The sequence below is a fragment of the Arthrobacter sp. P1_H7 genome, from assembly GCF_056405215.1.
The window spans coordinates 44,318-70,903 of sequence record NZ_JBFUCO010000008.1 but is presented as its reverse complement, the minus strand read 5'-3'; the positions used below and the strand labels follow the sequence as shown (position 1 = coordinate 70,903).

Annotated in this window: 25 protein-coding genes; 13 read left to right on the top strand and 12 right to left on the bottom strand. The window is 64.4% G+C overall.

The annotated features are described in order from the left end of the window. Nucleotide 1: 1 nt before the first annotated feature. From AC1DXI_RS10105 to AC1DXI_RS10095, 3 genes are read right to left on the bottom strand one after another with little or no spacing between them, the layout of a single operon-like run. Nucleotides 2-937, bottom strand: a complete 936-nt coding sequence (locus tag AC1DXI_RS10105; protein ID WP_476938486.1) for an amidohydrolase family protein — start codon at nt 935-937, stop codon at nt 2-4. A 2-nt stretch (nt 938-939) separates the two neighbouring features. Continuing rightward, entirely contained in the window at nt 940-1,632 is a 693-nt protein-coding gene (ligK, locus tag AC1DXI_RS10100; protein WP_226773776.1) for a 4-carboxy-4-hydroxy-2-oxoadipate aldolase/oxaloacetate decarboxylase, read from the bottom strand. Nucleotides 1,633-1,644: 12 nt separating this feature from the next. Beyond that, a complete protein-coding gene (locus AC1DXI_RS10095) occupies nt 1,645-2,673 on the bottom strand; it encodes an amidohydrolase family protein (protein WP_476938485.1) in 1,029 nt (342 codons plus the stop codon). A 145-nt stretch (nt 2,674-2,818) separates the two neighbouring features. Here AC1DXI_RS10095 and AC1DXI_RS10090 point away from each other — a divergent pair, with 145 nt between their 5' ends. Next, nucleotides 2,819-3,724 (top strand): LysR family transcriptional regulator, encoded by a 906-nt coding sequence (locus AC1DXI_RS10090; protein WP_476938484.1) that lies wholly within the window; start codon nt 2,819-2,821, stop codon nt 3,722-3,724. A 293-nt stretch (nt 3,725-4,017) separates the two neighbouring features. Here the strand turns inward: AC1DXI_RS10090 and AC1DXI_RS10085 are convergent, their stop codons facing one another. From AC1DXI_RS10085 to AC1DXI_RS10075, 3 genes are all read right to left on the bottom strand, one after another. Continuing rightward, entirely contained in the window at nt 4,018-4,668 is a 651-nt protein-coding gene (locus tag AC1DXI_RS10085; RefSeq protein ID WP_476938483.1) for a nucleotidyltransferase domain-containing protein, read from the bottom strand. A 488-nt stretch (nt 4,669-5,156) separates the two neighbouring features. Further along, nucleotides 5,157-6,920, bottom strand: coding sequence for an FAD-dependent oxidoreductase (locus tag AC1DXI_RS10080; protein WP_476938482.1), 1,764 nt, complete (start codon nt 6,918-6,920; stop codon nt 5,157-5,159). A gap of 577 nt (nt 6,921-7,497) precedes the next feature. Next, on the bottom strand, nt 7,498-7,641 hold the full coding sequence (locus tag AC1DXI_RS10075; protein ID WP_476938514.1) for a hypothetical protein: 144 nt from the start codon (nt 7,639-7,641) through the stop codon (nt 7,498-7,500). Nucleotides 7,642-7,749: 108 nt separating this feature from the next. On the opposite strand from AC1DXI_RS10075, the gene AC1DXI_RS10070 reads away from it, so the two are divergent. The 9 genes from AC1DXI_RS10070 to AC1DXI_RS10030 all read left to right on the top strand — a co-directional run bounded on the left by AC1DXI_RS10070 (nt 7,750) and on the right by AC1DXI_RS10030 (nt 16,748). Next, nucleotides 7,750-8,652 carry a LysR substrate-binding domain-containing protein gene (locus AC1DXI_RS10070; protein ID WP_476938481.1) on the top strand — a complete coding sequence of 301 codons (903 nt, stop codon included), beginning with the start codon at nt 7,750-7,752 and terminating at the stop codon, nt 8,650-8,652. Nucleotides 8,653-8,824: 172 nt separating this feature from the next. Then, on the top strand, nt 8,825-10,210 hold the full coding sequence (locus AC1DXI_RS10065; RefSeq protein WP_476938480.1) for an MFS transporter: 1,386 nt from the start codon (nt 8,825-8,827) through the stop codon (nt 10,208-10,210). Continuing rightward, entirely contained in the window at nt 10,207-11,115 is a 909-nt protein-coding gene (locus AC1DXI_RS10060) for a shikimate dehydrogenase (protein WP_476938479.1), read from the top strand. Before AC1DXI_RS10065 ends, AC1DXI_RS10060 begins: the two co-directional genes overlap by 4 nt. 2 nt (nt 11,116-11,117) lie before the next feature. After that, complete coding sequence (locus AC1DXI_RS10055) at nt 11,118-11,858, top strand: SDR family NAD(P)-dependent oxidoreductase (RefSeq protein ID WP_354348801.1); 741 nt, start codon at nt 11,118-11,120, stop codon at nt 11,856-11,858. A 67-nt stretch (nt 11,859-11,925) separates the two neighbouring features. Further along, nucleotides 11,926-13,050, top strand: coding sequence for a Gfo/Idh/MocA family protein (locus AC1DXI_RS10050; protein WP_476938478.1), 1,125 nt, complete (start codon nt 11,926-11,928; stop codon nt 13,048-13,050). A gap of 9 nt (nt 13,051-13,059) precedes the next feature. After that, nucleotides 13,060-13,221 carry a hypothetical protein gene (locus AC1DXI_RS10045; protein ID WP_476938477.1) on the top strand — a complete coding sequence of 54 codons (162 nt, stop codon included), beginning with the start codon at nt 13,060-13,062 and terminating at the stop codon, nt 13,219-13,221. After that, nucleotides 13,218-14,087 carry a sugar phosphate isomerase/epimerase family protein gene (locus AC1DXI_RS10040; RefSeq protein ID WP_354348798.1) on the top strand — a complete coding sequence of 290 codons (870 nt, stop codon included), beginning with the start codon at nt 13,218-13,220 and terminating at the stop codon, nt 14,085-14,087. Before AC1DXI_RS10045 ends, AC1DXI_RS10040 begins: the two co-directional genes overlap by 4 nt. After that, nucleotides 14,084-14,923: an aldo/keto reductase gene (locus AC1DXI_RS10035; RefSeq protein WP_476938476.1), complete on the top strand. Its 840-nt coding sequence runs from the start codon at nt 14,084-14,086 to the stop codon at nt 14,921-14,923. The genes AC1DXI_RS10040 and AC1DXI_RS10035 overlap by 4 nt, the downstream gene beginning before the upstream one ends. Before the next feature lie 13 nt (nt 14,924-14,936). Then, on the top strand, nt 14,937-16,748 hold the full coding sequence (locus AC1DXI_RS10030) for an FAD-dependent oxidoreductase (RefSeq protein WP_476938475.1): 1,812 nt from the start codon (nt 14,937-14,939) through the stop codon (nt 16,746-16,748). A 509-nt stretch (nt 16,749-17,257) separates the two neighbouring features. Here AC1DXI_RS10030 and AC1DXI_RS10025 read toward each other — a convergent pair. Beyond that, nucleotides 17,258-17,422 carry a hypothetical protein gene (locus tag AC1DXI_RS10025; RefSeq protein ID WP_476938474.1) on the bottom strand — a complete coding sequence of 55 codons (165 nt, stop codon included), beginning with the start codon at nt 17,420-17,422 and terminating at the stop codon, nt 17,258-17,260. A gap of 461 nt (nt 17,423-17,883) precedes the next feature. Here AC1DXI_RS10025 and AC1DXI_RS10020 point away from each other — a divergent pair, with 461 nt between their 5' ends. Both AC1DXI_RS10020 and AC1DXI_RS10015 read left to right on the top strand, forming a co-directional pair. Continuing rightward, nucleotides 17,884-20,277, top strand: a complete 2,394-nt coding sequence (locus tag AC1DXI_RS10020) for an HAD-IC family P-type ATPase (RefSeq protein WP_476938473.1) — start codon at nt 17,884-17,886, stop codon at nt 20,275-20,277. Next, a complete protein-coding gene (locus AC1DXI_RS10015; protein WP_476938472.1) occupies nt 20,274-20,447 on the top strand; it encodes a hypothetical protein in 174 nt (57 codons plus the stop codon). The genes AC1DXI_RS10020 and AC1DXI_RS10015 overlap by 4 nt, the downstream gene beginning before the upstream one ends. Before the next feature lie 45 nt (nt 20,448-20,492). Here the strand turns inward: AC1DXI_RS10015 and AC1DXI_RS10010 are convergent, their stop codons facing one another. Both AC1DXI_RS10010 and AC1DXI_RS10005 read right to left on the bottom strand, forming a co-directional pair. After that, nucleotides 20,493-20,903: a hypothetical protein gene (locus AC1DXI_RS10010; RefSeq protein ID WP_476938471.1), complete on the bottom strand. Its 411-nt coding sequence runs from the start codon at nt 20,901-20,903 to the stop codon at nt 20,493-20,495. Nucleotides 20,904-21,032: 129 nt separating this feature from the next. After that, complete coding sequence (locus AC1DXI_RS10005; protein ID WP_476938470.1) at nt 21,033-21,725, bottom strand: HAD hydrolase-like protein; 693 nt, start codon at nt 21,723-21,725, stop codon at nt 21,033-21,035. Nucleotides 21,726-21,863: 138 nt separating this feature from the next. Between AC1DXI_RS10005 and AC1DXI_RS10000 the strand changes: the two genes are divergently transcribed. Continuing rightward, nucleotides 21,864-22,331, top strand: a complete 468-nt coding sequence (locus AC1DXI_RS10000; RefSeq protein ID WP_476938469.1) for an Lrp/AsnC family transcriptional regulator — start codon at nt 21,864-21,866, stop codon at nt 22,329-22,331. A gap of 5 nt (nt 22,332-22,336) precedes the next feature. Here the strand turns inward: AC1DXI_RS10000 and AC1DXI_RS09995 are convergent, their stop codons facing one another. From AC1DXI_RS09995 to AC1DXI_RS09985, 3 genes are all read right to left on the bottom strand, one after another. Next, the gene (locus tag AC1DXI_RS09995; RefSeq protein WP_476938468.1) at nt 22,337-23,746 is read right to left on the bottom strand and encodes an aspartate ammonia-lyase; all 1,410 of its coding nucleotides are present in this window, start codon (nt 23,744-23,746) and stop codon (nt 22,337-22,339) included. 103 nt (nt 23,747-23,849) lie between these two features. After that, complete coding sequence (locus AC1DXI_RS09990) at nt 23,850-25,262, bottom strand: aldehyde dehydrogenase family protein (RefSeq protein WP_476938467.1); 1,413 nt, start codon at nt 25,260-25,262, stop codon at nt 23,850-23,852. After that, nucleotides 25,255-26,307 carry a homoserine dehydrogenase gene (locus AC1DXI_RS09985; RefSeq protein ID WP_476938466.1) on the bottom strand — a complete coding sequence of 351 codons (1,053 nt, stop codon included), beginning with the start codon at nt 26,305-26,307 and terminating at the stop codon, nt 25,255-25,257. Before AC1DXI_RS09985 ends, AC1DXI_RS09990 begins: the two co-directional genes overlap by 8 nt. Nucleotides 26,308-26,586: the final 279 nt, after the last annotated feature.

The window sequence follows — 26,586 nt, the reverse complement described above, 5'->3', positions numbered from 1 at the left end:
GTCATGCTCCTTCGGGCCAGTAGAGGCGGCGCGGGTTGTCCACGAGCAGCTTCTGCTGGAGCTCGGGCGTCGTCGCGATCTGTGGGATGTAGTCGACCAGCAGCCCGTCGTCGGGCATGTGGTCCTTGAGGTTGGGGTGGGGCCAGTCGGTTCCCCACAGCACGCGGTCGGGGAACTCCTCGACCACGCGTCGGGCGAACGGCACCACGTCGGTGTAGGCGTGCTGTTCGCCGTCGAGAGCTTGCGGGCCGGTGACGGACAGGCGCTCCGGGCAGGAGACCTTGGTCCACACATTGGTGTTCTCGCGCATGAAGCGCAGGAACAGTGCGAACTCAGGGCCGTCCGGGTCCTTGGACACGTCGGGTCGGCCCATATGGTCGACGACGACGTCGGTCGGGATCGCGGAGAAGAAGTCGTAGAGCTCCGGCAGGTCCTCGGCCTCGAAGTAGATGACCACGTGCCAGCCGAGCGGCGCGATCTTCGCGACGATCTCCTCGAGCGAGTCGGTGGGCACCCGGTCGACGAGGCGCTTGACGAAGTTGAACCGGACCCCGCGGACGCCGGCCGCGTGCAGCTCGGCCAGCTGCTCCTCGGTCACGTCGCGGCGGACCGTGGCGACGCCGCGGGCGCGGCCGCCGCTGCGCTGCAGCGCATCGACCAGTGCCCGGTTGTCGGCGCCGTGGCAGGTCGCCTGGACGATCACGTTGCGGTCGAAGCCGAGGTGGTCGCGCAGCGCGAAGAGCTGCTCCGCCGAGGCATCGCACGGGGTGTACTTCCGCTCGGGGGCGTAAGGGAACCGCTCCCCGGGCCCGAACACGTGGCAGTGCGCGTCGACCGCGTCGGCAGGCAGGCGGAACGTGGGCTTGGTGGGGCCGTCGTACCAGTCGAGCCAGCCTGCGGACTTCTCGAAGCCTCCCGTGGTGTCTCCGTGCGCCATGGTCACTTCTCCACGTACTCGAGGCCGGCGGCGGCGAGCGGCTCTCGCATGCCGTAGACATCCAGGCCCAAGACGCCCTCACGGAACTTCACGCGTTTGGCTTCCTCGTTATCCTCGCGCTTCTGGCTGGCGTCTGCCACCGCTCCGACAAGCTCGCGCGGGACAACCACGACGCCGTCGACGTCGGCCACGACCACGTCGCCAGGGTTCACCACGGCGTTCGCGACCACTACGGGGATGTTCACCGATCCGAGGGTGGCCTTGACCGTGCCCTTGGCGTTGACAGCGCGGGAGAACACCGGGAAATCCATCTTCTCCAGATCGGCGACGTCGCGGACACCACCGTCGATCACCAGGCCCTTGCAGCCGCGGGCGGTCAGCGAGGTGGCGAGCAGCTCACCGAAGAAGCCGTCCTCGCTTTCGGTGGTGCAGCCGGCGACGATCACATCGCCTTCCTGCACCTGCTCGGCGGCGACGTGGAACATCCAGTTGTCACCAGGCTGTAGCAGCACGGTCACTGCCGGACCACAGAGCTTAGCGCCGGTGTAGGCCGGCCTGATGTAGGGGCGCAGGAGCCCGACTCGCCCCATCGCCTCGTGGATAGTGGCGACGCCGAACTGCGAAAGCCGTTTGACGTCCGTGGGATCCGGACGTTCGATGTTGGTGCGGACGATGCCGAGGTTGTTCAGTCGCATTTGATGGTCCTCTCAGAGTCCGCGCGCAGTAAGGGCGCGGTCAAGCCTTGGGTAGACACGGCGGGCGTTGGCTTCGAACACCTGCGCGCGCTGCGCGTCGTTCAGGTTCGTGGTGGCGTCGACGTACCGCTTGGTGTCGTCGAAGTAGCGTCCGCTGCGCGGGTCGACGTCGCGCACGGCGCCGATCATCTCGCTCGCGAAGAGGATGTTCTCGGTCGGGACGACCTTGGTGAGAAGGTCGATGCCCGGCTGGTGGTACACGCAGGTGTCGAAGAACACGTTGTTCAGCAGGTGCTCCTCGATTACGGGCTTGCCCAGCGCCATTGCGAGCCCACGGAAGCGCCCCCAGTGGTAGGGAACGGCGCCGCCGCCGTGAGGGATTACGAGCTTCAACTCGGGGAAGTCGCGGAACAGATCGCCCTGGAGTAATTGCATGAACGCGGTGGTGTCGGCGTTGAGGTAGTGCGCTCCGGTCGTGTGGAAGGCCGGGTTGCACGACGTGCTGACGTGCACCATCGCCGGGATCTCGTATTCGACGAGTTTCTCGTATATCGGGTACCACGAGCGATCGGTCAGCGGCGGGGACGTCCAGTTGCCGCCGGACGGGTCGGGGTTGAGGTTCACGGTGACGGCGCCTAGTTCCTCGACGGCACGAGTAAGCTCGGCAACGCTCGTCGCGGGATCCGTACCGGGGGACTGGGGGAGCATCGCCCCCATGAGGAAGCGTTCGGGGTAGAGCTCGCTGACGCGGGCGCACAGGTCGTTGCAGATCCGGGCCCAGGTCTCGCTCACGGCGAGGTCTCCGATGTGGTGCGCCATGAACGAGGCACGAGGGCTGAATACGGTGACGTCGCTGCCGCGCTCGTTCATGAGCTTGAGCTGGTTGGCCTCGATGGTCTCACGGATGTCGTCATCGCTGATGCGCAGGGTCGCAGGGTCAGGAGCGTCCGCGCGTCCTTCAGTGAATGCGATCTGCAGATCACGCCAGGCTCCGAGCTGTGTTGGAGCTGTGGTGTAGTGGCCGTGGATGTCGATAATCACGCGTGTCGTCCTTGTCACTGAGTGTAAGCGGTGCGAGAGCAGCTGCACTTCGTTGGATCAGTGCTGCCCCAAACTGACTTTAGGGGTGTTTGCCACTGTGGTCCAATAGATATGCAAAGACAGAGCCATAGATAGAATCTATGGCATGACGTTCACCGACCTCAACCAGCTCCGGACATTCGTCACGCTCTACGAGCTGCGCAGCGTCACGGGCGCCGCCAGGCGACTGCACGTGACACAGCCCACGGTCAGCTATTCCCTGAAGCGGCTCAGGGAGCGGTTCGGCGACGAGCTGTTCCGTCGCGAGGGGAACGACATGGTGCCGACCGCGAAGGCGACGCAACTGTTTGGGCCCCTACACAACGCCTTGGCACAAATAGACGCGACCGTGATGGGATCGGACGTGTTCGAACCGACCGGATTCAGCGGCGAACTCGTCCTCGGACTCACCTCGATCGGCGAGCAGACGTTCCTCCCACCGATCATGACCGCCCTCGGGCGGGTCGGCGCCGATCCGCGAATACAGGTAGAACGGCTCGATTCGGACGAGGTCGAGAGCGGGCTAATCCGCGGCACCATCGATCTGGCATTGACCGTGTCGCGGATCGCCACACCGCGGCTGTGGAGGACGCACGTGCGTTCGGTCGAATACGTGGCTCTGTCGTCCGGGTCGCATCCACTGCCCGCGACCGGGCCTGACATGTTCGAGGGGAGGCGCTTTGTGCGGGTCTCCGCCCGTGGCGGGCACGTCTATCCTTTGCAGGCGCTGACCGAACACGACTTGATGTCCCAGGTCGTGCTGACCATGGAGGAATACGGCACCGTGCCCGCCGTGCTCGAGGCGACGGATCTGGTCGTCCTGCTGCCTCGACATGTAGCGGGGGTGTTCTGCGGCTGGTTCCCCCGCCTTCGCATCGCCGAGCTGCCCTGGCCCGGGCAGAGCACACCAGTGGAGTTGTACACGCGGCGCGAGGCCAGCCTCTCGCAGGCGCAGCGATGGTTCCGCTCGCTGGTGCTTGATGCGGTTGCGGCGGATGAATACAAGTCGTAGTCATAAGCGTCTGCGGGCGTCTCAAAATCGGACAGGCCGCTCACGCTGCATCGGCGTGACTGAAGAGGTCGGTGGGGACGGTGGGACCCGGCGTCGCCAGTCGACCTCGAGATTGTCTGGCAGCATGACGAGGTTCTTGTAATGAAGGCAGCCGTCATTCACGGCACTGGGAGAAGGCCCGACCACGTCCTGCAGGGTGCTACCACACGCTCTTGAGAATCGGCTGGATCGTAGGCCACCTCACCGACGCGACACAGGCAGGCTGCCCATCGCCGGCAGGCCCAAGCGGAGCGCTAGCGTTTCGTCCTGTTCCAGCTGGCCTTACCCGGAGCGAACGGGCTACGCACATGGATCGACCATGACGAGTGCGGGTGGATCGTCAGAATCGCGTGCTCCCACCAGGCGCGGGCTTCGTTAGAGAGCTCCGGTAGAACCGCATCCTTGTCGGCGTCGTCCTCCGGACGGGGACGCAGCGCCTTCCAGACCAGCTGCACCTCGGGCGCCCCGGTCGGAATGCCGTCGACGTCGATCACTGCACGATCCCACGGCAGTTGCAGTCGGGGATCTCGTCGATAAACCCAGGCGCTATCCGTGCCGTCCTCGACGTTGACCTGCAGTACCCATGCGCCCGTTGCGTCATCATGGATACGGATCGGCTGCAGATCGGCATCCATATCAGCCTCTGCCCAAGGGAGAACGCCGTCGCCTGACGGAGCCCACGCGCTAAACGGCGCCGGCAAGTCCTGCACCACTTGCGGCAGGTCGGCGATCGTCGTGCTGACATCGATATTGTCGTGCTCGCGAGTGTTAGTGCCGAGCCAGTGGTCGAGCGCCACCCCTCCGGACAACCACCAACGCGCCGATGACGGCCCGAGCAGCTCCGCCACGACTCGCAGGGGCAGGGGTTCCCAGCGCGTCGCGAGGGTGGGGGTGGATGAGGCCATGGCTCAAGGTTACCCGCGGGCGGCGGTGGTTTGTCGAAATGGCAAGGGGATCGAATAGGAAACCTGCGGGAGCAAACGATCCAACAAGGAATTCAGGCTCCGGCGTCTGAACGCAGTCACCGCCGCAAAGGCCCACCTGTCCTGCCAAAATGCGGAATTGGTTCATGGGACGGGAGTCGTCAAATACTTACACTCCCGTACTTTCAACGCCGGTATCAGAGCGCGGGGAGGCTGCCGGCGCTCCTGCCTACCCGTGAGTAGATTCCTCCAGCGACCGGGAGCAGGGCATCTCCGGCGGCCGTCAGTTCCACCGGGCGGGTGCTGCGTGGAATAGCCCGACACCCGTAGAGCGTTCCAGCTTGCGGGTTGTCAGGCTGAGCGGCTGCTCTGCCGTGCACAACCGGGTCACGGATTCGGCGGAGGGCACTTCCTGACTCCGCAACAACGGCCTCCAGCAACCGGATTCCCGTTACTCCCGCTCCCGAGCACTAGATTGCCTTATATTCCTCCAGACTAGCCGCGGCCTGGGCTGTGGCGGCGGCGTGGCGCGCCGCCTGCCAGCCGAAGGTCATGCCGGAGCCGACCTGCACGCCTGCGCCGGGGTATTCCGAGCCCATGACCGACGCGGCGTCGTTTCCAGCGGCATAGAGTCCGGCCACCGGTTTGCCCTGGGTATCAAGTGCCTGCCCGTTTCCGTCGGTGAGCACCCCGTAGGCGGTGGCCAGCGGTGTGGGCACGACGGCCATCGCATAAAAGGGCGCCTTCAGGAGCGGCCCGATGTTCGGGTTCGGCCCATGGTCCGGGTCCCCGGCCACCTGACCGAAGAGCAGCTCGCCCTTGTGGAAGTCCTCATCCACGCCGGTGGCGGCAAATCCGTTGTAGCGCTGCACGGTCGACTCCAAGCCCGCGGCGTCCACGCCGATCTGCGCCGCTAAGCCGGTGAGGGTCTCTGCCTCGTAGAGATAACCGTCCTTGATGTAGCGCCGCAGTGCCGCACGCGGGAGGTGGGGCATCGTGATCATGCCCAGCCCGTACTTTGCCAAGGTCCGCGAGTCCACGACCAGCCAGGCCGGCACCGCGGCGGCGTCCGGGGAGGCGAACATGGCCCGCACGAAACGGTGGTAGGAACAGGATTCGTCCACGAAGCGCAAGCCGTTAGAGTCCACGGCGATCACGCCGGGACGGGCACGGTCCCAGATGTGCGGGAAGACTACGCGAGAACCGTCCCTTCGTCGTCCGATGGAGCTGGGGAACCACAGTGCGTTTTCCCCGTTATCCCTGGCCAGCGTGGCACCGGCCTCCCTGGCCAGGGACAGCGTGTCTCCGGTGGACCCTTCCCCGGCCCGCGAGAAGAGCGGCGTGGGGGAAGGCAGCAACTTCTTTCGCATTTCAGCGTTTTGGGCGAAGCCGCCGGCGGCGAGCACCACGCCTTGGCGGGAACGGATGTGCAGGCGCCTGCCGTCCTGCACAACCACCGCACCGACAACACGGTCCCCGTCCTTAAGTAGTTCGGTGGTTTGCGCACCGAAAAGGAATGCCACCCCGCGCTTGCGCGATTCGTGGAACATGCGGGCCACAAGCCCGTTGCCCATCACCAGACGCGTGCCTCGCGGACGGGTGACCCGGTCAAGTGCCCACCGCAGGCCGAGTTGTGCAGCCAGAGCCACGGCCTTGCCACGCTCAGCCAGCGAGCCGTTGTAGAGCTTGAGCAAGGCGGACACGTCCGCGCGGCGCAACATCAGGGTCCCGCCCAGAAGAGCGAACTCGGGTACCGGCGGACGGACACGGCCGAAATCGGCTTTGTCCAGCAGGCGCCCGTCGAAGGGGTCCGGTTCCAATGCGCGTCCGGTCTTACCAGTCTCGGGCAGTTCGGAGTGGTAGTCGACCACGGCAGGGGAGCGACGGAAGGTGACGCCGAGGTCATGCATCGCGTCCAGCATCTTCGGCGCGGCGTCCAGATAGGCGAGCCAGCCTTCACGCGGGGCCTTGCCGCTCACCACGGCATCCAGATAGCGTGCGGCGCGGTCGTAATCGTCCAGGATTCCGTCTTCACGCTGGAATCGGTTGTTGGGCACCCAACAAGTCCCGGCCGAGTACGCGGTGGTTCCCCCGAGGAACTCGGTTTTTTCCAACACCAGGACTTCCGAGCCCTGGGCCGCGGCGGTCAACGCCGCTGAAAGCCCCGCCGCTCCAGTACCGAGCACCAAAAGATCCACTTCCTGATCCCAATTGTCCGACAGGGGCGTTTTCATGTTTCTCCTTCGCGCACATCTGTGTGCGTCACGTGCTGTATGTCCTCCTCATTATGGGCGCCATACAATGTAGCGTCTATGACTAATTAGGTTACTGATTATGTGCAAAACAAGAATAGTCTGGGTCTGACGCGCTGGACCGACATGCCGCGGTCGTACCGGGACGAGGAACCTGGCACCAGAAGATCGTTTCGGAGCCGCTGGTTTCTGAAGAGGTAAATCCCGAGTGACTCATCGGTGGTTGGACCGCCGACGCCCGCGTCCGAGGACGGTGCTATGTGGCCATTTCTAAACCGTGGGCTTGAGGCGGGGGAGTGCCTAGCATCACCGGATTCGTTCGGCGCTGGAAGCCACGCTGGGTTCAATCCCGATACGACTCGATGCAGGGAGGGCGCGTCCACCGGTAGGCCTACGAAGGACAGATCGAGGGGGCCGTTGTGAAGGAGGTTCAGCGCGTCCTGCGTCAAGAATCCTCCGGGGAGCATCAGCGCCAGCTCAGGGAGGCGGTGCCGCAGCGCCCGCGTAAGAGGTGGGAGCGTCTTGTGGTTCAGCGCGCCCGAGAAACCAACGGCGGCCGTCAGTGAGACGGCCCGGGTATTGCGCTCGAACAGGTCCGCGCCGAGGTTTTTGCCGGCTTCTTGATGGTCTGGCTCAGTGGGGAATGTGCCATGCGCAGGCGGCTGGCGGCCCCGCCGAAGTGGAGCTCCTCCGCGACGGCCAGAAATGCCTCGATTTATGCAAGCTCCCTGCGCTGGTCCGGTGGGGTAATCCCTGAAAGCTAGTGTCCCCTGTCGGTTCGATGTTCAGGTAAAGGGTACATTCTGAAGACATGACAGAGATCCGTTGGCTGGAAGCGTTCGTTGCGGTAGCCGAAGAACTGCACTTCGGCCGTGCTGCTCAGCGCCTGCACACTTCACAGTCCCCGCTGAGCCAGACGATCCGGAAGCTTGAGGCTGATTTGGGGACGCGCCTTTTTGAGCGCAACACCCGAAGCGTGGCCTTAACGCCGGCGGGGTATGCCCTCCTGCCGCGCGCGTACCGTGTGTTGCGCGAGATGCGGCTGGCCCGGGAGGCGGCCCAGGCCGAGGTTGAGGGCGTCCGGGGCAACATCAGAATCGGATTCTCTGGAGCTGTGAACCACCTGACCCTCCCGCCGCTGACCCGTGCCGTGCGCCGGCGTCACCCCGACATCAAAATGGACCTCACGAGCCGTGTGCGCACGGCCGACGGGTTAGCCAGCGTCGCGAACGGCACCCTGGACGTTGCCTTCGTGGGCCTTCCCGATACTCCGGTTCCCTCGGTGATGACGCGGTTGGTCGCAAGGGAGGAAATCGGGGCGGTGCTGCCGCTGGATCATCCGCTGGCGCAGGAAAAGTCCATACCGTTGCAGGCTCTGGCGGCCGATGACTTCATATCTCCGCCGCTGGATGGCTCGTCCTCCATGACCGAAGTGATGCTCGCCTCGTGTATGGCGGCCGGCTTCCGCCCCCGCATAGTCCAGGAATTATCGGACCCCTACATGGTGCTGACCTTCGTGGCCGCAGGCGTGGGCGTGACCCTCATGAGCAGCGGGATAGCCGGGATCATCCCCTCCGGCGCAACCTACGTGGCGTTGGATCCCCCGCAGCACTTCATGAATCACGCCATTGCATGGTCCGAGGAAAATGATTCCGCCGTGCTGGCGGCTGTGCTCGCCGTCGTCGAAGAGATCTTTCCTGAGATCCCCAACTGACTGCCGCCTAATATAGTCGAATTGCAGCATAGTGATAGATCATTTTAGTCGTGGACTAACTAAGTGATGACAGCCACACTGGATGGAGAAGCCGCATAGCGCGGCAAACCGTTTCGCAGTCGGCCCACCCGAGGAGCCCCCCGAGACGGTGCCGTTACCTGAAGGGAACACCATGTCAGTGTCGACATCGGCGCCAGCACGCCCCAAGAACAATGCGAAGATCGCAGCCGTTTCGGGGTTCGTGGGCAGCGCACTTGAGTACTACGACTTCTTTATCTTCGGCTCGGCGGCGGCGCTGATTTTCGGCAAGCTGTTCTTCGCCCCCGGTCCTTCCGCGATGCTGTTGTCCTTTGCAACAGTTGGCGTCGCGTACATCGCCCGTCCGCTGGGGGCAGTGATCTGCGGACACCTCGGCGACAAGTTCGGCCGCAAGAAGGTCCTGCTGATTACTCTGCTGCTGATGGGCGCGTCCACCTTCCTGATCGGTTGCCTGCCCACGTACAACGACATTGGAATGGCAGCGCCAATCCTCATTGTGGCTCTCCGGCTTCTGCAGGGGCTCTCCGCCGGCGGCGAATCGCCGGGGTCAAGCTCCCTCACCCTTGAGCACGCACCTGAGAGGAAGCGCGCCTTCTACACCAGCTGGACGATGAGCGGCATCATGTTCGGCATCGTGCTCTCCACGCTGGTGTTCATTCCCGTGGCATCCATGCCCGAGGACCAGCTGCTTGCCTGGGGCTGGCGTATCCCCTTCTTGGCCAGTGCAGTGGTGACCGTCATCGCCTTTGTGCTCCGGCGCCTGCTGGAAGAGCCCCCGGTATTTGCGGAGGTCAAAGCGCACGACGAAGTGGTCAAGGTTCCTCTCGTTACCCTGTTCCGGCACCACTGGGTCACCGTTATCCGTGTCACTGCCATGTCGCTGTTTACCATCATCAATACCATCATCAACGTCTTCGCGCTGTCCTATGCCACGTCCGTCGTCGGCGTCGAAAAGGGCCTGATGCTGACAGTGATCGCCGTGGCCAACCTCGCCGCGGTGGCTATGGGCCCACTGGCGGGCATCCTCGCGGACCGGATCGGCCGCAAACCCGTCTTCGTCACCGGGCTGGTGCTGCAGATGGGCATGATCTTCGTGTTCTTCTCTGCCCTGTCGGCGGCGAATGTGCCGCTGATCTTTGTGACCGGCATCCTTCTGATCGGCGTTGCATACACCGGGTCGAACTCCATCTACCCCGCCTACTTCCCGGAGCAGTTCCCGGTCAAGGTCCGCTACTCCGGTATGGCCATCAGCCTCATGTTCGGACTCCTCCTGGCAGGATTCGCACCGGTCATTTCCGAGCTGCTGATCGGTGGCGACAAAGCCAACTGGGTTCCGGTTGCAGCATTCGCCGCCGTGGCCTGCGCCATCTCCGCCGTCGCAGCACTGCTGGCACCCGAGACGTTCAAGACTCCGACCGCCCTGCTGGGACTGAAAAAATCCGACGTACGGCGCCACGCGGCGTCGTCCATCACCCCGGAAGACGCTTCCGGCGCAGTTGCCCAGAAGGTACGGGCATGAGCCAGCAAACCCTGGCGGGCACCCTGGCGTTCCGCCCGGGGGAAGCCGATGTCAGCCATCGCTTCTTGGTGGGCTTGCTCGGTTCCGGCATCCGCGGATCCCTCACCCCGGGCCTGCACGAAGGCGAGGCCGATAGGCTTGGTCTCGCCTACACGTACCGCGTCATCGATCTTGACGCTATCGGACAACCTGCCGAAAGGTCCGCGGCGCTGGTGCGGCATGCGGCCGATCTCGGCTTCGACGGCCTGAACGTCACCCACCCGAGCAAGCAACTGGTCCAGGACGGCGTGGACGAACTTTCGCCAGAAGCCCGGATCCTTGGTGCCGTCAACACCATCACCTTCCACGACGGCAAGGCCGTGGGCCACAACACGGACCACACCGGTTTCACCGAAGGCCTCAAGGCCGGCCTTCCGTCGGCCTCGACGGACTCCGTGGTGCAGATTGGTGCGGGCGGAGCCGGCGCGGCAGTGGCCTTTGGGCTACTCAGCACCGGAACCCGGCACCTGGTCATCGCCGACATCGAACCGGCCCGGGCGGAGGCCCTGGCAGCCCGGCTCGCCGCGCACTTTCCGGGCAGCCAGCTGTCAGTGACCCGGATCGATGCCGTCGCCGGACGCATCCGGGACGCCGACGGGTTGGTTAACTCAACGCCGATCGGCATGACGGGTCACCCCGGTATGCCCGTGGATCCCGACCTGCTCCACTCCGGGCTGTGGGTAGCGGACGTGATCTACCGGCCGCTCGAAACCGAACTGATCAAGGCAGCCCGCGGCAAGGGCTGCGCCGTCCTCGACGGCGGACGCATGGTGGTGGGTCAGGCCGCCGCCGCCTTCGAGCTCTTCACCGGAATCCCCGCAGATGCCGAGCGCATGCTGGCCGCGTTTCGACAGGCGGTCAGCTAGCTATGGATTCCCAGGCACCGAGCACCATCGCCGAGTCACGCTGCCTGGTGGTCGGGGCAGCCAGCGGCATCGGGTTTGCGACGGCGGCACGCCTCCGGGCGTCCGGCGCCGCGGTGGTAGGGGCGGACCTGCCCTCGGCCACCTGGCCCGCCGAACCGGGCACCTCATCACTCGCCATGGACGTCACCGATCCCGCATCGGTTGCGGCGGCCGTCTCCGCAGCGGCGTTGGAGATGGGAGGGCTCGACGCGGTTGTGAACTGCGCCGGCATCCTGGGACCGGTGGCCCCGGCAGCCGCCACCTCAGTCGAAGACTTCGAACGCATCATGAAGATCAACCTGACGGGAGCGTTCATTCTCTCGCAGGCTGTCCTGCCGCGGATGGCCGAAGCAGGCTACGGGCGGCTGCTCCATATCTCCTCGACGGCGGGCAAGGAAGGCGTAGTCAACATGCCCGCCTACTCAGCCAGCAAGGCCGGGATCCTCGGCTTGGTCAAGTCACTCGCCAAGGAGTTCGCGCTTTCCGGCGTCACCGTCAACGCCCTCGCCCCGGGCAACGTGGTGACCCCGCTCTTCGCTGAAGTGCCGAAAGAACAGCAGGCGGCCCAGGCCGCCAAGATCCCCATGGGCAGGTTCGGGACGCCCGCCGAAGCGGCCGCCCTCATCGAATTCATCGTTTCACCGGCGGCCTCCTACACCACCGGCTCCGTCTTCGACCTGTCGGGCGGCCGGGCCACCTACTAGCCCCGCACCGGCCTCTGCCGGACCGCACCACACTTTCCTACCAGCACCAGAAAGATGGCACCCGTTGATGACCACCCCATCACCTGTCACCGCCCGCCCCCTTCGCATCGGAATCGCAGGCTGCGGGGCGATCTCCCGGAACCACCTCGAGGCTTTCCGCGCCCTTGACGACACCGTCATTGTGGGTGTCTGCGACATCGACCTCCAGCGCGCCAAGGACACCGCCGAAGCCTGGGAAATCCCTGCAGCCCTCGACACCATCCAGGGGCTCCTAGGGCTGGATCTCGACATCATCTCTGTCTGCACCCCGCACCCCGCCCACGAGGACGTGGTGCTCCAGGCCGCCGCCGCAGGAGTCCACGTGCTCTGCGAAAAGCCCATCGCCACTGACCTGGCATCCGCAGAGCGCATGGTCCAGGCCTGCGACGACGCCGGCGTGAAACTCGGTGTTCTCTTCCAGCGCCGGTTCTGGCCGGCCGCCCAGCGCATCCGCATAGCGATCGACGACGGCACCCTGGGCCGGCCGATCATGGGCCAGTGCTCGGTGATGCTGCACCGCGAACCGGAGTACTACTCCCGCGACGCCTGGCGCGGGACCTGGGCCAACGACGGCGGCGGAGTGCTGATGACCCAGGCCATCCACTACATCGACCTGCTGCAGTGGTTCATGGGAGACGTGGCCGAGGTCTACGGGAAAATCAACACTTACAAGCACGGCGAGCACATCGAAGTGGAAGACTCGGCGACCGCCGTCATCACGTTCACCTCCGGCGCCATGGCCACCCTCGAAGCGTCGACGGCGGTGTCCCCGAGTCTGGGCGTGCAGATCCGGGTCACGGGGGAAACCGGAGCCTCCGCTTCCGTGACCGAATTCCCGGAAGGCAGCGACGGGCGCGTGGACCTGTGGGCCGCGGCCGGGACCATCAGCACCGAGCCCGTCTACCCTGAAGGAGTTGACCCGAACGTCAGCCTCACCACGATCAACGGCCAGCTCATCCCGCACCACACCGCCCAAGTCCGCGATTTTGTCCGGAGTATGCGCGGCGGCGGTGAACCGGCGGTCACCGGCCAAGACGCTACGAAAGCCCTACGCATATTGCTGGCGGTCTACGAGTCATCCCGTACAGGTCTTCCAGTCCGCTTCGCCCCGCTGCCTGAAAGCACACGACCCCTCGCACAGATTGTCGGCTAAGGAACAGCCATGGAACAGAACACACGCTACGCCGCCCGCCCCCTGACACTGGGCCGCAACGGCCGCACCCCACGAACCCTCCGCTACGACGCAGCACAGCGGATCGCCTCTCTCCTGACGGCAGGCGCGACCCCACACAACGAACTGTGCCTGAACGGAGCACAATCATGACCGGAACCGCACACAGGCCCATCGGCCTGGCCCAGCTGTCCCTGCTGAACACCGCCCCGCCTGAATTGGTGGGAATCGCCGCCCAGGCAGGCTTTGATTTCATCGGCGCCCGGGTGCGCCCAGTGACGCCCACGGAACGGCCTTACAACCTCCAGCCAGGCTCACCGATGCTCCGCGACACATTGTCCAGGATGCAGGACACCGGAGTGACCGTCCGGGATATCGAATTCCTGCTGCTCGACGGCAGCGACCAGCGCGAAGCATGGCTGCGCATGATGGAAGCGGGCCAGGCCCTGGGGGCAAGCTCCCTCACCGTGGCCGGTGCCGACCCCGACAGCGCCCGACTGATCGGCACGCTGGCCCGGATGACCGAGGACGGCCGCGGATTCGGGATCACCCCCACTCTGGAAGCGATCTCCTACCAGCCCGTCGCCTCGATCGCCCAGGCCGCGGACATCGCCCGCCAGGCCGGCTGCCGGATCGTGGTGGACACCCTGCACTTCAACCGCTACAACGGTCAGGGCGCCGCTGCCCAGTGGGAGGAGCTGCGCGCCAACACAGACCTCGTGCCGCTCCTGCAGTTGTGCGACGGCCCGGCGGAACGGCCAGGCAGCCGCGAGGAGCTCGTCATCGAATCCCGCTCGGAGCGGGGCGTTCCCGGCGAGGGCGAGTTCGGCCTCGTGGCGGCGGTTGCCGCACTTCCGGCCAGCCTTCCGGTCAGTGCGGAGGCACCCTCGGACCGGCGGGTGGCGGAACTGGGCGAGCTCGGCTGGGCGCGCCTGCTCAAATCAGGCGTGGACGCCGTGCTGACGCAGGCCGACAGCACGCAGCTAAGCGGAAATCTTGACACGGCAGGGGCGAAATGAGCGGCACCACTGCAGAGACCACTACGACGGTACTCGCGCCGGACGTGCGCATACCGCTCATCGGCCTGGGAACCTGGCCCCTGACGGGTGAGGACGCCGCCGCGACGGTGAACCAAGCAATATACAACGGCTACCGGCACATCGATACGGCCGAGAACTACGCCAACGAGGCCGCCGTGGGGGAGGGCATCCGCCGCAGCGGCATCGACCGCGGGGACCTGTTCCTCACCACTAAGTTCAACACCCAGTGGCACAGCCGGAGCGGAGTGCGGGATGCCTTCGGCCAGGCGGTGCGGCGGCTCGGAACCGACTATCTGGACCTGTTCCTGGCTCACTGGCCCAACCCCGCCCAGGGGCGATTCGTTGAAGCCTGCGAAGGGCTGCAGGACCTCGTGGAGGACGGCTCCATCAGAGCCTGGGGCGTCTCAAACTTCAAACCGGCACACCTGCGGGCCGTTCAGGACGCCAGCTTGGCCGTCCTGCTGAACCAGGTGCAGGTTGACCCAGAGCACGGCCAACCGGCCCAGCTGGCCTACCATCGCGAACACGGAATAGTCACTGCCGCCTACAGCCCTTTGGGCCGCAACGGGAGTTTCCTGGAGCGGGCGGCTGTCCGGGACCCTGCCAGGGAGCTCGGCAAGACGCCGGCGCAGATAGTCCTCCGCTGGCACGTGCAGCATGGCCGCGTGGCGGTGCCGAAGTCCGCAGACAACCAACGCCAACGCGAGAACCTGAACGTCTTCGGTTTCGCCCTGACCCAGCAGCAAATGGCTGCAATTGATGCACTCGAAACCGGTGCGCCGCCGCGCCTGGACTCCGACTCCTACTTCCACTGAGAAAGCACTGAACATGACTGCACCAGCAAATCCTTCATCTGCCCTCCCGAGCCTGGACTGCGATGTCCTGGTAGTCGGCTCCGGTGCGGGTGGTCTGTCCTCCGCCGTGACCGCCGCATATCACGGACTGAAGGTAGTGGTTGTTGAAAAGGCCGACGTCTGCGGAGGTGCCACGTCTTGGTCGGGCGGGTGGGCCTGGGCCCCTGGCAACCCGCTGGCCAAAGCCGATGGCGTCAACGAGGACCGCGAACTGTTCCGCACCTATCTTCGCCACCGGCTCGGCCCAAACTACCAAGTAGACAGGGTGGAGGCATTTCTTGAGGCGGTCCCGCATATGGTCGGCTTCTTCCAGGACAAGACCAGCCTCCAGTTTGTGCCGGGAACCAAGATCAAGGACATCTACGGCAGTACTCCCGGCGCGGGCACCGGCCATCGTTCAGTGGGTCCCAAGCCGTTCAACGCCCGCAAGATCAAGCCTGAGCTCCGTGCCAAGATGCGCCACCAGCTCTACGAAACCTCGTTCCTGGGGATGGGCATCATGGCAGGACCGGACCTGACCAAATTCCTCTCCGCTTCCCAAGGGAACATCAAGGGCATCTTCCACGCCGGCTGGCGGGTTGGATTCCATGTCTTGGACCTCATTACCCACAGGCGCAACATGCAGCTGGTCAACGGGACCGCCCTCACCGGCAGGTTGCTGAAGTCCGCCGATGATCTCGGGGTGGAGATCCGCGTCTCCACGCCTGCCAGGCACCTGTTGACAGACGAGTCCGGGAAGGTGACGGGCGCCGTCGTCAATTCCCCGGACGGTGAGCTGCGGATCAACGCCTCCCGCGGCGTCGTCCTGGCCGCCGGAGGGTTCCCCAACGACGTCTCACGCCGTAAGGAGCTGTTTCCCAAAACCCCCACCGGCCGGGAGCACTGGACCCTGGCACCGGCAGAGACCACGGGCGACGGGATCACAATGGCCCAAGCCGTAGGAGCCCGCTTCGAGACGGAGGTGGCCTCCCCGGCCGCTTGGTGCCCGGTCTCCCTGGTCCCGTACCGCAATGGACGCACCGGAATCTTCCCGCACATTATGGACCGGGCCAAGCCCGGCAGCATCGGAGTGCGCCGGGACGGCGGGCGGTTCGTCAACGAGGCCAATGGCTATTACGACTATGTCGAAGGCCTCCTGAACGCCACTCCAGAAGGGGAATCAGTGGAGGCATGGCAGATCGCCGACGCGGAGTTCGTCCGTAAGTTCCCCTTGGGGATGGCCAAGCCGCTGCCGGTGCCGCTCTTCCCGTACCTGCGCTCGGGGTACCTCAAGAAGGGCAAGACCCTTGAGGAATTGGCGGCAGCCTGCGGGATTGATCCGCAGGGACTCGCCGCGACGGTCGCTGACTTCAACCGCAACGCGCGGAAGGGCATCGACCCCGTCTTCGATCGGGGGGCCAGCGAATTCAATCGCTACGGCGGCGACCCTAAGAACACCCCCAACCCCTCGCTGCGGCCCCTGCAAAAGGGACCGTTCTACGCCGTCAGGATTGTCCCGGGATCGTTCGGTACCTTCGCGGGGCTTGCCGCCGATTCACGCTCCCGTGTACTGGACAACGATGGCCAGCCCATCACTGGTCTTTACGTCGCGGGCAACGATCAGGCCTCAGTCATGGGTGGGCACTACCCCGCCGGCGGGATCAACCTCGGCCCGGCCTTGACGTTCGGCTACATCGCCGGCCGCGACATCGCAAACGCGACACACTACGAAGATGACGGCACCCGGGCCCCGGAAGAACGCGCCGGATACAACGATGCGACGGTCAAGCAGCCGAGTTTGAAGTAGCAGAGGTCGGCCCTGATCTGTCGACGATCCCAAGCCTGCAGTGAGTGTTCGAGGTTGCAGCCACACACCCTGGGCGTCGGATCGGGTGGTATTGGTGCCGGACTGGGCCGGATTGCGGAGGTTCTTGGGGAGTGGCGGATATTCAAGGGCTGGAGCCCGGTTCGAGTCCCACCTAGGGCACGTGTTTCCGTGGGTCAGCAGGGTTTCAGGGACATAGTTGTGCACAAAACTCGTTTTCTGTGCACACCAAGCCTAGAAATTTTAGGTATGGCAAAGCGTCGGACGGCGCACCCACCGAGTGAGTGGCTTCCGGCTGAAGGAAGGATCTAGGCCCAGATATACTCTTCGGCGATCGCTCCGTCACGCCACTTCGCGGCTGTCACCATGCGGCTTGCGTCCACGAACTCGCCGATGACACAGGTCCACTCACCGGATCCGAAGGCGATCGGGTCGGAAGTGATCTGGGGCGGTGCGCCCCCCAACGGATTCGACGTAGGCCTTCACCGCATCTATAGGCTCCTCGACTCACGAGTGGGTTCCTGGCCCTTCCAGTCCACGAGAACGTCGTCAGTGTGGTGATGGGCGAACATGCCGCTCCAGTCGGCCTTGTTCAAACCGTCGAAGTCGAGATCATCCATTCCCTTGATGTTTTTATCAACGTGTTCGTCCTGCATGGTCTTCTCCGTTCTCCAAGCGCGCCGGCCTAGGTGCCTGGCAGTGCCGCCGTACCAAACTTGAACCTGACTTGACTGGCTTCGAGCAGCGGTGAACGACGTAGGAACGCTCCCTCCAACGACGGTCCGATGGGTTGCCGCCGGCCCTCACTCCGGCCGGCCGACGACGCCACCGGCCGGCGCGCCATAACGGCACACCAGCATCCGTTGACAACATCATTGAGATTCCTGCGGGAATTCCACCGCGGAGTTGATGAAAGCCGCAGTGCGTCACATTGTGGCACTACGGCGGATACCATCGGAGGGTGAAGGCATACCGCCGGCGCAGGAGACGAGCCTTTCTGCATCGGCGTGCGTCCCCGGCCGCCAAACGCCGGCCGGCCGCCAGGCGCCAGGCGGCCGCCAAGGGGCTGTCGCAGGGGGAGGTGGCTACGCGGGTCGAGCGCGGGCTTACCAACCGCGTGCCGGACACCACTAGCCGGAGCCTGTGGCAGATCTTCCGGGCCAACGTCTTCACGCTCTTCAACGCAATCGTCGGCACGAGCTTCCTGCTGCTGTTGCTCCTGGGGCAATGGCAGGATGCCCTGTTCGGCCTCGCCGCTGTCAGCAATGCCGTGATCGGCGTCGTCGAGGAATACAGGGCGAAGAAGTCCTTGGACCGGCTGGCTGTCCTCAACGCCCCGCTCGCGCGGGTGTTGCGCGAGGGTCAGATCCACGACATCGCCACGGCCGACGTCGTAAAAGATGACCTCCTGGCGTTGCGGGCCGGGGATCAGATCACTGCCGACGCTGCCGTACTGGAGTCGTCCGGCCTGGAGGTGGACGAATCGCTCCTCACGGGCGAAGCAGACCCGGTGGGCAAGGATGCGGGGACGGAAGTACTCTCCGGATCGATCGTCGTGGCCGGCCACGGCTACGCCCAGGTTGTCCGGGTCGGATCGGCGTCGTTCGCGAGCCGGCTGACGGCAGATGCGCGACGCTTCTCACTGGTGAACTCCGAGATCCGCAACAGCCTCAACCGTGTAATGCGCTGGATCGCCTGGATCCTGCTGCCCGTGGCCCTCCTCGTGCTCAACGGCGAGATCCAGGCGCGCGGCGGCTGGCAGACCGCCATTTCCACCGGTGCCTGGACCCCCGCGCTCGTGGGACTCATTGCCAGCATGATCGCGATAGTCCCACTGGGACTAGTGCTGCTGACGAGCGTGGCCTTCGCCGTGGGCGGACTCCGGCTGGCTAAACACAACGTACTGATCCAGGAACTCGCGGCTGTCGAGGGACTGGCACGCGTGGACGTACTGTGCATGGACAAGACCGGCACTCTCACAGAAGGAGGGCTGGTCTTCGACGCGGTTCACCCGCTGGCGCCGCAACCGGGATGGGAGCAGGCCCTCGCATGGTTTGGCGCCGAACCCGAAGCAAACGCCACGGCACGCTGCCTGAGCACGGCCTTTGAGGATGACGGCGGCCTTCAACCCGTCCGGTCCGTGCCGTTCTCCTCCGCCCGGAAGTGGAGCGGAGTCAGCTTCAACGGGAGCGCCCGCGGTGCGCGCACCTGGATTCTCGGAGCACCGGAAATGATGCTTGTGCAGGGCGACGACGCAGCCGCACGTCTGGAGCCGTCGATCCCGGCGCCCGACGGCGCAGTACCGCGCCAGAGCGACGTCTTGCGCCAGGCCGGCGAACTGGCCGCATCAGGGCTGCGGACCCTGCTCCTGGCCGGCGCGGATCAGTTGCCAGCCAATGGGAAGGTGGAGCAACTGCCGGCGTCGCTCCACCCTGTGGCGCTGCTGACCTTCCGGGAACAGCCGCGCTCCGATGCGCGGCAGACCCTCAAGTTCTTCCGGACCGAAGGGGTCGGGTTGAAGATCATTTCCGGCGACGATCCCCGCACCGTTGCCGCCATTGCCCGCAGGGTTGGCCTGGAGGTCACGGAGGGCTTTGACGCACGCTCACTGCCGGAGGACCCGCTGCATCTGGAGGAGGTGATGGAATCAAACATGGTGTTTGGCCGAGTGACGCCAGCCCAGAAGAGGGCGATGGTCGAGGCGCTCCAGCGCCGGGGACATACTGTGGCCATGACCGGCGACGGCGTCAACGACGCCCTCGCGCTCAAGAGCGCCGACCTTGGCATCGCCATGGACTCCGCGGCGCCCGCCACCAAGGCAGTCGCGCGCCTGGTATTGCTCGACGGCCGCTTCGGCCGGCTTCCCGGAGTCCTCGCTGAGGGCCGGCAGGTCATCGCCAATATTGAGCGGGTCTCCAGCCTCTTCCTCAGCAAAACGGTCTATGCGACCGCCATCGCGGTGACCTTCGGGCTCCTGCAGTGGACGTTTCCGTTTCTTCCCCGCCAGCTATCCTTCACGGACGGCCTGACGATCGGAATCCCGGCCTTCTTCTTGGCGCTCATGCCGAACCCGCGCCGCTATCAGCCCGGATTCCTGCGCCGGTCCCTCTGGTTCTCCGTCCCCGCCGGACTGATCGTCACGGCTTCCCTGCTCACACTGAACGCATTCGCGCCGCTGACCGGCACGGCCACGTCCGAACAAGTCAGCAGCGCCTCTGTGCTGACGCTGTCCATGGTCGGACTGTGGATCCTCTCGGCCGTGTCGCGCCCCCTCAACGCGGCGCGCCTGGCTGTGGTGTTGGCCATGAGCGCCTCCCTGCTGGTCTCGTTCAACCTCCCGCTCGTGCAGGAATTCTTCCTGCTTTCCCGTCCACCCGGCGGGTTGTTGCTCGCGGCCGTGGCGTGCGGGGCCGCTGGGGGCCTCGGAGTCGAGGTCCTGGCCCGGGTCCACGCCCGGGCATTCCCGCGACAAGGTCCGGTGGTGAAGAGGGGGAGCAGCGGGACCGGATGACGCAACGCACCGACTGCCTCACCCGCAACCGCGACGCCATTAACAACTACATCGACGTCGTTAGCGACACCATCACGGCGTCAACTGACACCGGAGCTACGTATTCCCCGTCAGGCCTTGCGGAAAATGCCCCGGCTTGGTGGCGGCGCGCCCAGGTCAGGCGATGCTGATGATGTCCGTAACGGGCGGGCGCTGTCTCGGCTCGGCTTCCCGCGTCAGGTGGTGGGGTGGTCCAGCTTGAGTGAGATCGGGTAGCCGGAGTCACTGCAGGCCTTGGCTACGCCGACGAAGGAGTCCTTGAGCTCCGCGCGCACATCGGAGACGGTGTAGTCGCCGTTGGCGCGACTGGTCCCGGCGTCGGCATACCTGCCCTGTTCGATCACGACTTCCATCATGTGCTTCCGGACCTCGCCCAACGCCACATTCTGTGCGTCCGGTTCCGTCTTGTCGGCCAGAAGCTTGAGGGCGGCGCCGTACGCGCCTCCGCTGGCGCCTGCCTTGGCCTCCAGGTCGACCGAGTTGTAAGCGGTTTCGAAATTCCGGCACGGGGCTTCGTTCGCCCTGACGGAGCAGCCGGACAAGGCAGCGGCGATGGCGACTGCGAGGAACACAGGGAGTGCTTTCATTGGGGCATCCTACCTACGAATCGGCCCAGCGGCGGGCGACTGCGGTGGTCATTTGTGGCGTCAACATCGCTGTTCTGGGGTTGTTCATCATCTTTGAACAGCGGTGGTACCGGCGGAGAATGCGGGCCCTCAATGAGTAGCGATGGTCGCATTCGTGGACTCGTCGCACGAGGGATGCTGCGCTGCTGAGCGGCGGCGGTTATCCAGGATCAGTGGCAGAAGGGCCGCAGGGGAGGGAGCAACGGCGGCGGCCTGCGAGGCTTCCTCGGCCTCCCCGTATCCCCAGAGTGCGAATATTGTGGGGATTCCGTGGTTAGCTGCTCCCGCGACGTCGTAGCTTCGGTCTCCGACCATTGCGGGACTGGAGATGTCTACGCCTGTGGAATTGAGCCGAAGCAGCAATTCGGCGATGACGTCTGCCTTGCTCGCTCTTCCCTCGGTATCTGACGCTCCGCATACATTGATGAAGTGGCAATCAATTCCGAACATTTGTGCCAGTCTTATTGCTTGATCTTCAACCTTGGACGTGGCTACGGCCATCGGAATGCCGGCCGAATGTAGGCGTTCTAGTAGATCGATGATCCCGTCGTATGGGCTGGACTGTTCGGCGCCGTGCTCGGCGTATGCCTTGCGGTAGTGTTGGAGGGCCTTTTGGGCGGTTTTTTCGTCCAGTTGTGAGACGGTTCTGAAGGACTCGATCATCGGTGGTCCGACGAATCGGCGCAGTGTGTCCATTGATGGGACCGGTGCGCCTACAGCGGCCAAGGCCTGGGCAGCGCTTGCTGTAACGCCGGGTGCTGAGTCCAAAAGCGTTCCGTCCATGTCGAACAGGATGCAGCTTATGCCAGCGAGAGCGGACGGGGCTTGGTGCAGGTGTGTCATTCTTTTCGAGGTCTTTCGGTCTTGAAGTTTGGTTCCGTTCCGGTTGTACCCGGGGGATTATCGCGGTGAAGGGTAGGCATGGATCGAGTGAGTCTTGATCAGATAGATCAGAGGATTCTTGCGGAGCTCACGAAGAACGCCCGCATGAGCCACGCAGAGCTGGCGACCAAAGTCCTCCTGTCGCGGAATGCTGTGCGCCAGCGGATCGAACGGATGGAGCGGCAGGGGTATATCCAGGGGTACACGATTGTTGCCGGCCCACCGGGCCAGGGCCCGGTGTCCGCTTTCCTGATGGTTTACAGAAAGGACCGGGTGCGGGGGGCTGATGTCATCTCCGTTTTACGGTCAATTCCCGAAGTGGTTCTGTGCGACGTCGTGAGCGGTGACTTTGACCTCCTGGTGAGGGTCGAGGCCCGGTCGCTGGAGAGGGTTCAGGAGATCTGGGAGCAGATCGCGGCCATTCCCGGAGTCACGGACACGGTGACGGCCATGACGCTCTCCAGTTACATCAGGCGGGGCGCCGGAGGTGCCCGGACCACGGAGTGAAGTGATCAGACCCCGCATATGTCCGTACTCCTGACTGGCAGCACGGCGGATTCAAGAAGCGACTGGGCTGCCTCCCGGTCCAAGAGCTTCCTTCTGGTGACGACGTCCAGAATGGTTGACCCGTCCTGAAGGGCTTCCTTTGCCACAGCTGCTGCTGCGGCATACCCGATGGTCGGTATTAGGGCCGTTGCGAGACCCACCGAGACTGACGTCTGGCGGGCGAGGTGTCCGGTGTTCGCTTCGATACCCTCCATGCAGTATCGACGAAGGGCGTGCGATCCTTTTTCGAGCCATGAAATGCTTTGAAGAAGGAAATGGGCAATGACAGGTTCGAAGGCATTGAGTTGGAGTTGTCCGTTGTCTGCAGCCATCGTGACTGTTGTGTCAGCTCCGGCAACTGCGAAGGCGATCTGATTCATGGCCTCCGGGATGACAGGGTTGACCTTTCCCGGCATGATTGATGACCCGGCCTGGCGTGGGGGCAGGATAATCTCGCCGAAGCCGTTCTGTGGACCGCTCGACAGCAGCCGTAGGTCGCTGCTGATTTTGGACAGCTTTATGGCCGTGCGCTTCAGCATGCCCGACAAGTGCATGAAAACACCAACGTCGGACGTCGCTTCGATGAGGTCGGCGGCGGGAACGACCGGGACGCCGGAGACCTCGGAGAGCGCCAGAAGCACGCGTTGCTGATACCCCGGCTCGGCGGTGATGCCGGTCCCGATGGCGGTGGCGCCCAGGCTGCACTCGAGCAGCAGCGCTGTGGATTCCATCAGCCTGGAGCGGTCTTCTTCCAGCGTCGCGGCGAAGGCATTGAACTCCTGCCCAAGGGTCATCGGGACGGCGTCCTGAAGCTGTGTCCTGCCCATCTTCACCACATCGGCGAATTCAGCACCTTTGCTGCGGGCGGATTCGGCGAGCTTGCCCAACTCGCGGTGGAGCTCTGCGGTGGCGAAAATCAGTGCCAGTTTGATCGCCGTGGGATAGGTGTCATTGGTGGATTGGCACCGGTTAACGTGATCAATGGGGTGCAGGTGCTGGTAGTCACCGCGGCGGTGGCCCAGTTTTTCCAGCGCAAGATTCGCGATCACCTCGTTGGCATTCATGTTCGTGCTCGTTCCGGCACCGCCCTGAATGACGTCCACACAGAACTGTTCGTGGAGATGTCCGTCCTGGATTTCCTGGCACGCTTCGCGGATGGCTGTCGCCTCCCGCGGGTCAAGGATGCCCAGTTCGCAGTTGGCCTGCGCCGCAGCGTTCTTGATCATCGCCAGCGCACGCACCAGGTGCGGGTGGCGGGAGATGGGAATCCCGCTGATGGTGAAGTTTTCCAAGGCCCGGGCGGTGTGCGCTCCCCAATAGGCTGTGGCTGGTACAGGAACGCTCCCGAGCGAATCCGTCTCAATGCGGCAGGTCATGGTTTTCCATCCTCTGTGTGGAAGTGTGGGTGGTGGCGTTGTTGAGTGCCGCTTGCTCGGAGGAACTGGAGGGCGCAGGGCCCGGTCGCGCCCTCCAGGTCGATCAGTTCTTGATGCAAATGACCTTTGGCTGCGTCATCTCCTCATACGCGAAATGGACGCCCTCCCGGCCCATGCTCCCGTACTTGGCCCCACCGAACGGCATGCCGTCGAACCGGTAGTCAGAGGAATCGTTAATCATGACGCCGCCTGCTTCGAGCTTGCGGGCCGCATCCATGGCCCTGGCCAGGGAGTCGGTGAATATGCCCGCATGGAGACTGAACTCGATGGCGTTGGCGACGTCGATGGCCTCTTCGAAGGTGGTGAATTTATGAAGCATCACCACCGGCCCGAAAACCTCCTCCTTCCACAGCCTGCTGTCCGCCGGGACGGCTTCCAGAACGGTCGGCTGAAGCACATTTCCGTCCTTGACATTGCCTGAGAGCAGGACAGCGCCGGCACCGAGGGCCCCGTCCAGCTTCGTCTGGAGCTCCTGCATGGCGGCGGGGCTGATCATGGGCCCGACATCCGTCCGTTCATCCGATGGATCTCCGGCAACCAACCGCGCCGTTTCCTCCAGGAAGCGCCGGCGGAACGCGCTGTACACCGGGGCGGCTACGAGGATCCGCTGCACCCCCACGCAGTTCTGTCCGGCGGCCCAAAACGCTCCGGAGACGCAGGATTCCACCGCGTTCTCGATGTCGGCATCGTCCAGGACGATCACGGGTGCGTTTCCACCGAGATCCATCGAAAGCTTCTTCAGACCTGCGGTGCGGGCGATACTCTCACCCGTGGAGAACCCCCCGGTGAAGGACACCATTCGTACGTCCCGGGACCTGATGATTGACTCGGCCACTTCCCGGTCGCCGTGAACAATCGTGAGGGTCTCCGGCGGGAGCCCGGAGCTGACGAGGGCGTCCGTGAGCAGCTGGGCTGACAGCGGAGTAAGGGCCGAGGGTTTGAGGATCACGGCGTTTCCTCCGGCGATGGCCGGGCCGATCTTGTGAGCTACCAGGTTGAGGGGGTCGTTGAACGGAGTGATCGCGGCAATGATGCCCAAGGGTTCGCGGGAGTACCACCCGGTCCGGTCCTCTGAGCCCTCGTACGAGTCAAAGGGGATGACTTCGCCGGCGTTTCGGCGCGCTTCGGCAGCGGAGAGGCGGAGCGTGTTGACCGCCCGCAGTACTTCCTTCCGGGCCTGGCGGATCGTTTTCCCGGCCTCAGACACAATCGTTTGCGCGAACTCCTCGTGGCGCTGCTCGATCTCTGTTGCGGCGCCGTCGAGTATCCTCCCGCGGGCATTGCGGGACAGCGCCCGTGCTTTCCGGGCGCCGATGCGGGCTGTTTCAATCACGGCTTCGCCGGCGGTGGCTTCGGTCAGCGAAACCGCGCCGACCACCCTGCCGTCGTAGGGGCTCCTGACGTCTCGGAACTGCGGCAGCACGGTTTCCGTCGAATACAGTGTGGATTCAAGCATTTGCAGCTGCTCCCGTCCGGACGGCGTGCAAGGCGATGATGTCGGAGAGCAGGGCGTAAGCGGTTTCCACGCGGCCGGCTCCCGGTCCTGAGACAGTTACTGCGCCCAGAAGGTCGGTGTCGAAGGACACGGCATTGGTTGCGCCTGAAATGCCGGCCAGCCCGTGGTCGAGGGGGAGTGCTACGGGGGATACGCCTGCTGTCACTGACCCGTCCAGGTTCCGCCGTGCAGCACCGACGAGCTTCCATCGGCGTCCCTCGCGGGCTGCCTTCCGGATATTCTCCGGCGTCACAGCTGAAATCCCCTGCCGCTGAACGTCCTGGAGTTCCATGCCTGCGTCGAGCAGTTCGTTGGCGAGGATGAGGACCTTGAGCTGAACGTCGTAGCCCTCAATGTCTGCTGAGGGGTTTGCTTCGGCATAACCGAGTTCCTGCGCCTCGCCGATGGCCGCCTCGAGGCCCAGCCCGGCTTCCATCCGCCCGAGCACATAGTTGCTGGTGCCGTTGAGAATGCCTTCGAAACCCTTCAGCTTCAGCCCCGCGAACATCTTCTTGGCCAGGCGGATGACGGGAGTGCCGCTCATAACGGCACCCTCGAACTCGAAGTGCACGCCGTTCTGTTCGGCCAGGGAGGTCAGCTCAGCGCCACGGAGGGCAACGGGGCCTTTGTTCGTGGTGCAGACGCTCTTGCCGGATTCGAGCGCCCATCGCACGTGCGAGACTGCCGGCTCGCCGTCGTCGGGATTCGTGAACGTGGCCTCGCAGATGATGTCAGCGGTGCAGTTGCGGATAACGGATTCGTTATTGGTGTCCGCGGATCCGCCGTATTCGGCGAAGGTTTCGCCCCCACCACCCAGATTGAGGGGGATGGAAAGGTCGATGCCCTCGGCCTGGACCAGGGAGCCGAGGCGCAGGTCGGTGATGGCCACGACCCGCAGGCCGAAGCCCAGCTCGGTATGCAGTGTCTCGCCGCGTGTTGCGATCAGTTCGGCCAGTGTCCGGTTGACGCCGCCGAAGCCGATCAGCGCAATGTCGTAGGTGGTCATGGTGCTCCTTCAATCAGTTACATCGGTCTTCCAATGCTCACCGCATTCCATGTCCGTCAGTGCATGTGATTGTGACCGAAAAACAGGGCGAAGTGACCATGTGCCTGCCGATATGTCATCGACGCCCGGATGTAACTAAGTGCAACATATGCATGATGAAATGTTTTTAATGACCAAAATCTCGTTTTCGTGTTACTTTCATCACTACCGCCATTGCACAGTCCGAGGCGGCCCGTCCCGCCAACCGGGACGATATGCGCACCTTTCGCATCAGACCTG

Excerpts from the sequence above, each read along its gene's own strand:
- AC1DXI_RS09990 (WP_476938467.1), bottom strand. The coding sequence starts at position 25,262 with ATGCTTGAATCCACACTGTATTCGACGGAAACCGTGCTGCCGCAGTTC.
- AC1DXI_RS10000 (WP_476938469.1), top strand. The coding sequence starts at position 21,864 with ATGGATCGAGTGAGTCTTGATCAGATAGATCAGAGGATTCTTGCGGAG.
- AC1DXI_RS10040 (WP_354348798.1), top strand. The coding sequence starts at position 13,218 with ATGACCGGAACCGCACACAGGCCCATCGGCCTGGCCCAGCTGTCCCTG.
- AC1DXI_RS10085 (WP_476938483.1), bottom strand. The coding sequence starts at position 4,668 with ATGGCCTCATCCACCCCCACCCTCGCGACGCGCTGGGAACCCCTGCCC.
- AC1DXI_RS10060 (WP_476938479.1), top strand. The coding sequence starts at position 10,207 with ATGAGCCAGCAAACCCTGGCGGGCACCCTGGCGTTCCGCCCGGGGGAA.
- AC1DXI_RS10025 (WP_476938474.1), bottom strand. The coding sequence starts at position 17,422 with ATGCAGGACGAACACGTTGATAAAAACATCAAGGGAATGGATGATCTC.
- AC1DXI_RS10045 (WP_476938477.1), top strand. The coding sequence starts at position 13,060 with ATGGAACAGAACACACGCTACGCCGCCCGCCCCCTGACACTGGGCCGC.
- AC1DXI_RS10050 (WP_476938478.1), top strand. The coding sequence starts at position 11,926 with ATGACCACCCCATCACCTGTCACCGCCCGCCCCCTTCGCATCGGAATC.
- AC1DXI_RS10070 (WP_476938481.1), top strand. The coding sequence starts at position 7,750 with ATGACAGAGATCCGTTGGCTGGAAGCGTTCGTTGCGGTAGCCGAAGAA.
- AC1DXI_RS10010 (WP_476938471.1), bottom strand. The coding sequence starts at position 20,903 with ATGAAAGCACTCCCTGTGTTCCTCGCAGTCGCCATCGCCGCTGCCTTG.
- AC1DXI_RS10090 (WP_476938484.1), top strand. The coding sequence starts at position 2,819 with ATGACGTTCACCGACCTCAACCAGCTCCGGACATTCGTCACGCTCTAC.
- AC1DXI_RS09995 (WP_476938468.1), bottom strand. The coding sequence starts at position 23,746 with ATGACCTGCCGCATTGAGACGGATTCGCTCGGGAGCGTTCCTGTACCA.
- AC1DXI_RS09985 (WP_476938466.1), bottom strand. The coding sequence starts at position 26,307 with ATGACCACCTACGACATTGCGCTGATCGGCTTCGGCGGCGTCAACCGG.
- AC1DXI_RS10105 (WP_476938486.1), bottom strand. The coding sequence starts at position 937 with ATGGCGCACGGAGACACCACGGGAGGCTTCGAGAAGTCCGCAGGCTGG.
- AC1DXI_RS10035 (WP_476938476.1), top strand. The coding sequence starts at position 14,084 with ATGAGCGGCACCACTGCAGAGACCACTACGACGGTACTCGCGCCGGAC.
- AC1DXI_RS10080 (WP_476938482.1), bottom strand. The coding sequence starts at position 6,920 with ATGAAAACGCCCCTGTCGGACAATTGGGATCAGGAAGTGGATCTTTTG.
- ligK (WP_226773776.1), bottom strand. The coding sequence starts at position 1,632 with ATGCGACTGAACAACCTCGGCATCGTCCGCACCAACATCGAACGTCCG.
- AC1DXI_RS10055 (WP_354348801.1), top strand. The coding sequence starts at position 11,118 with ATGGATTCCCAGGCACCGAGCACCATCGCCGAGTCACGCTGCCTGGTG.
- AC1DXI_RS10005 (WP_476938470.1), bottom strand. The coding sequence starts at position 21,725 with ATGGACGGAACGCTTTTGGACTCAGCACCCGGCGTTACAGCAAGCGCT.
- AC1DXI_RS10015 (WP_476938472.1), top strand. The coding sequence starts at position 20,274 with ATGACGCAACGCACCGACTGCCTCACCCGCAACCGCGACGCCATTAAC.
- AC1DXI_RS10065 (WP_476938480.1), top strand. The coding sequence starts at position 8,825 with ATGTCAGTGTCGACATCGGCGCCAGCACGCCCCAAGAACAATGCGAAG.
- AC1DXI_RS10030 (WP_476938475.1), top strand. The coding sequence starts at position 14,937 with ATGACTGCACCAGCAAATCCTTCATCTGCCCTCCCGAGCCTGGACTGC.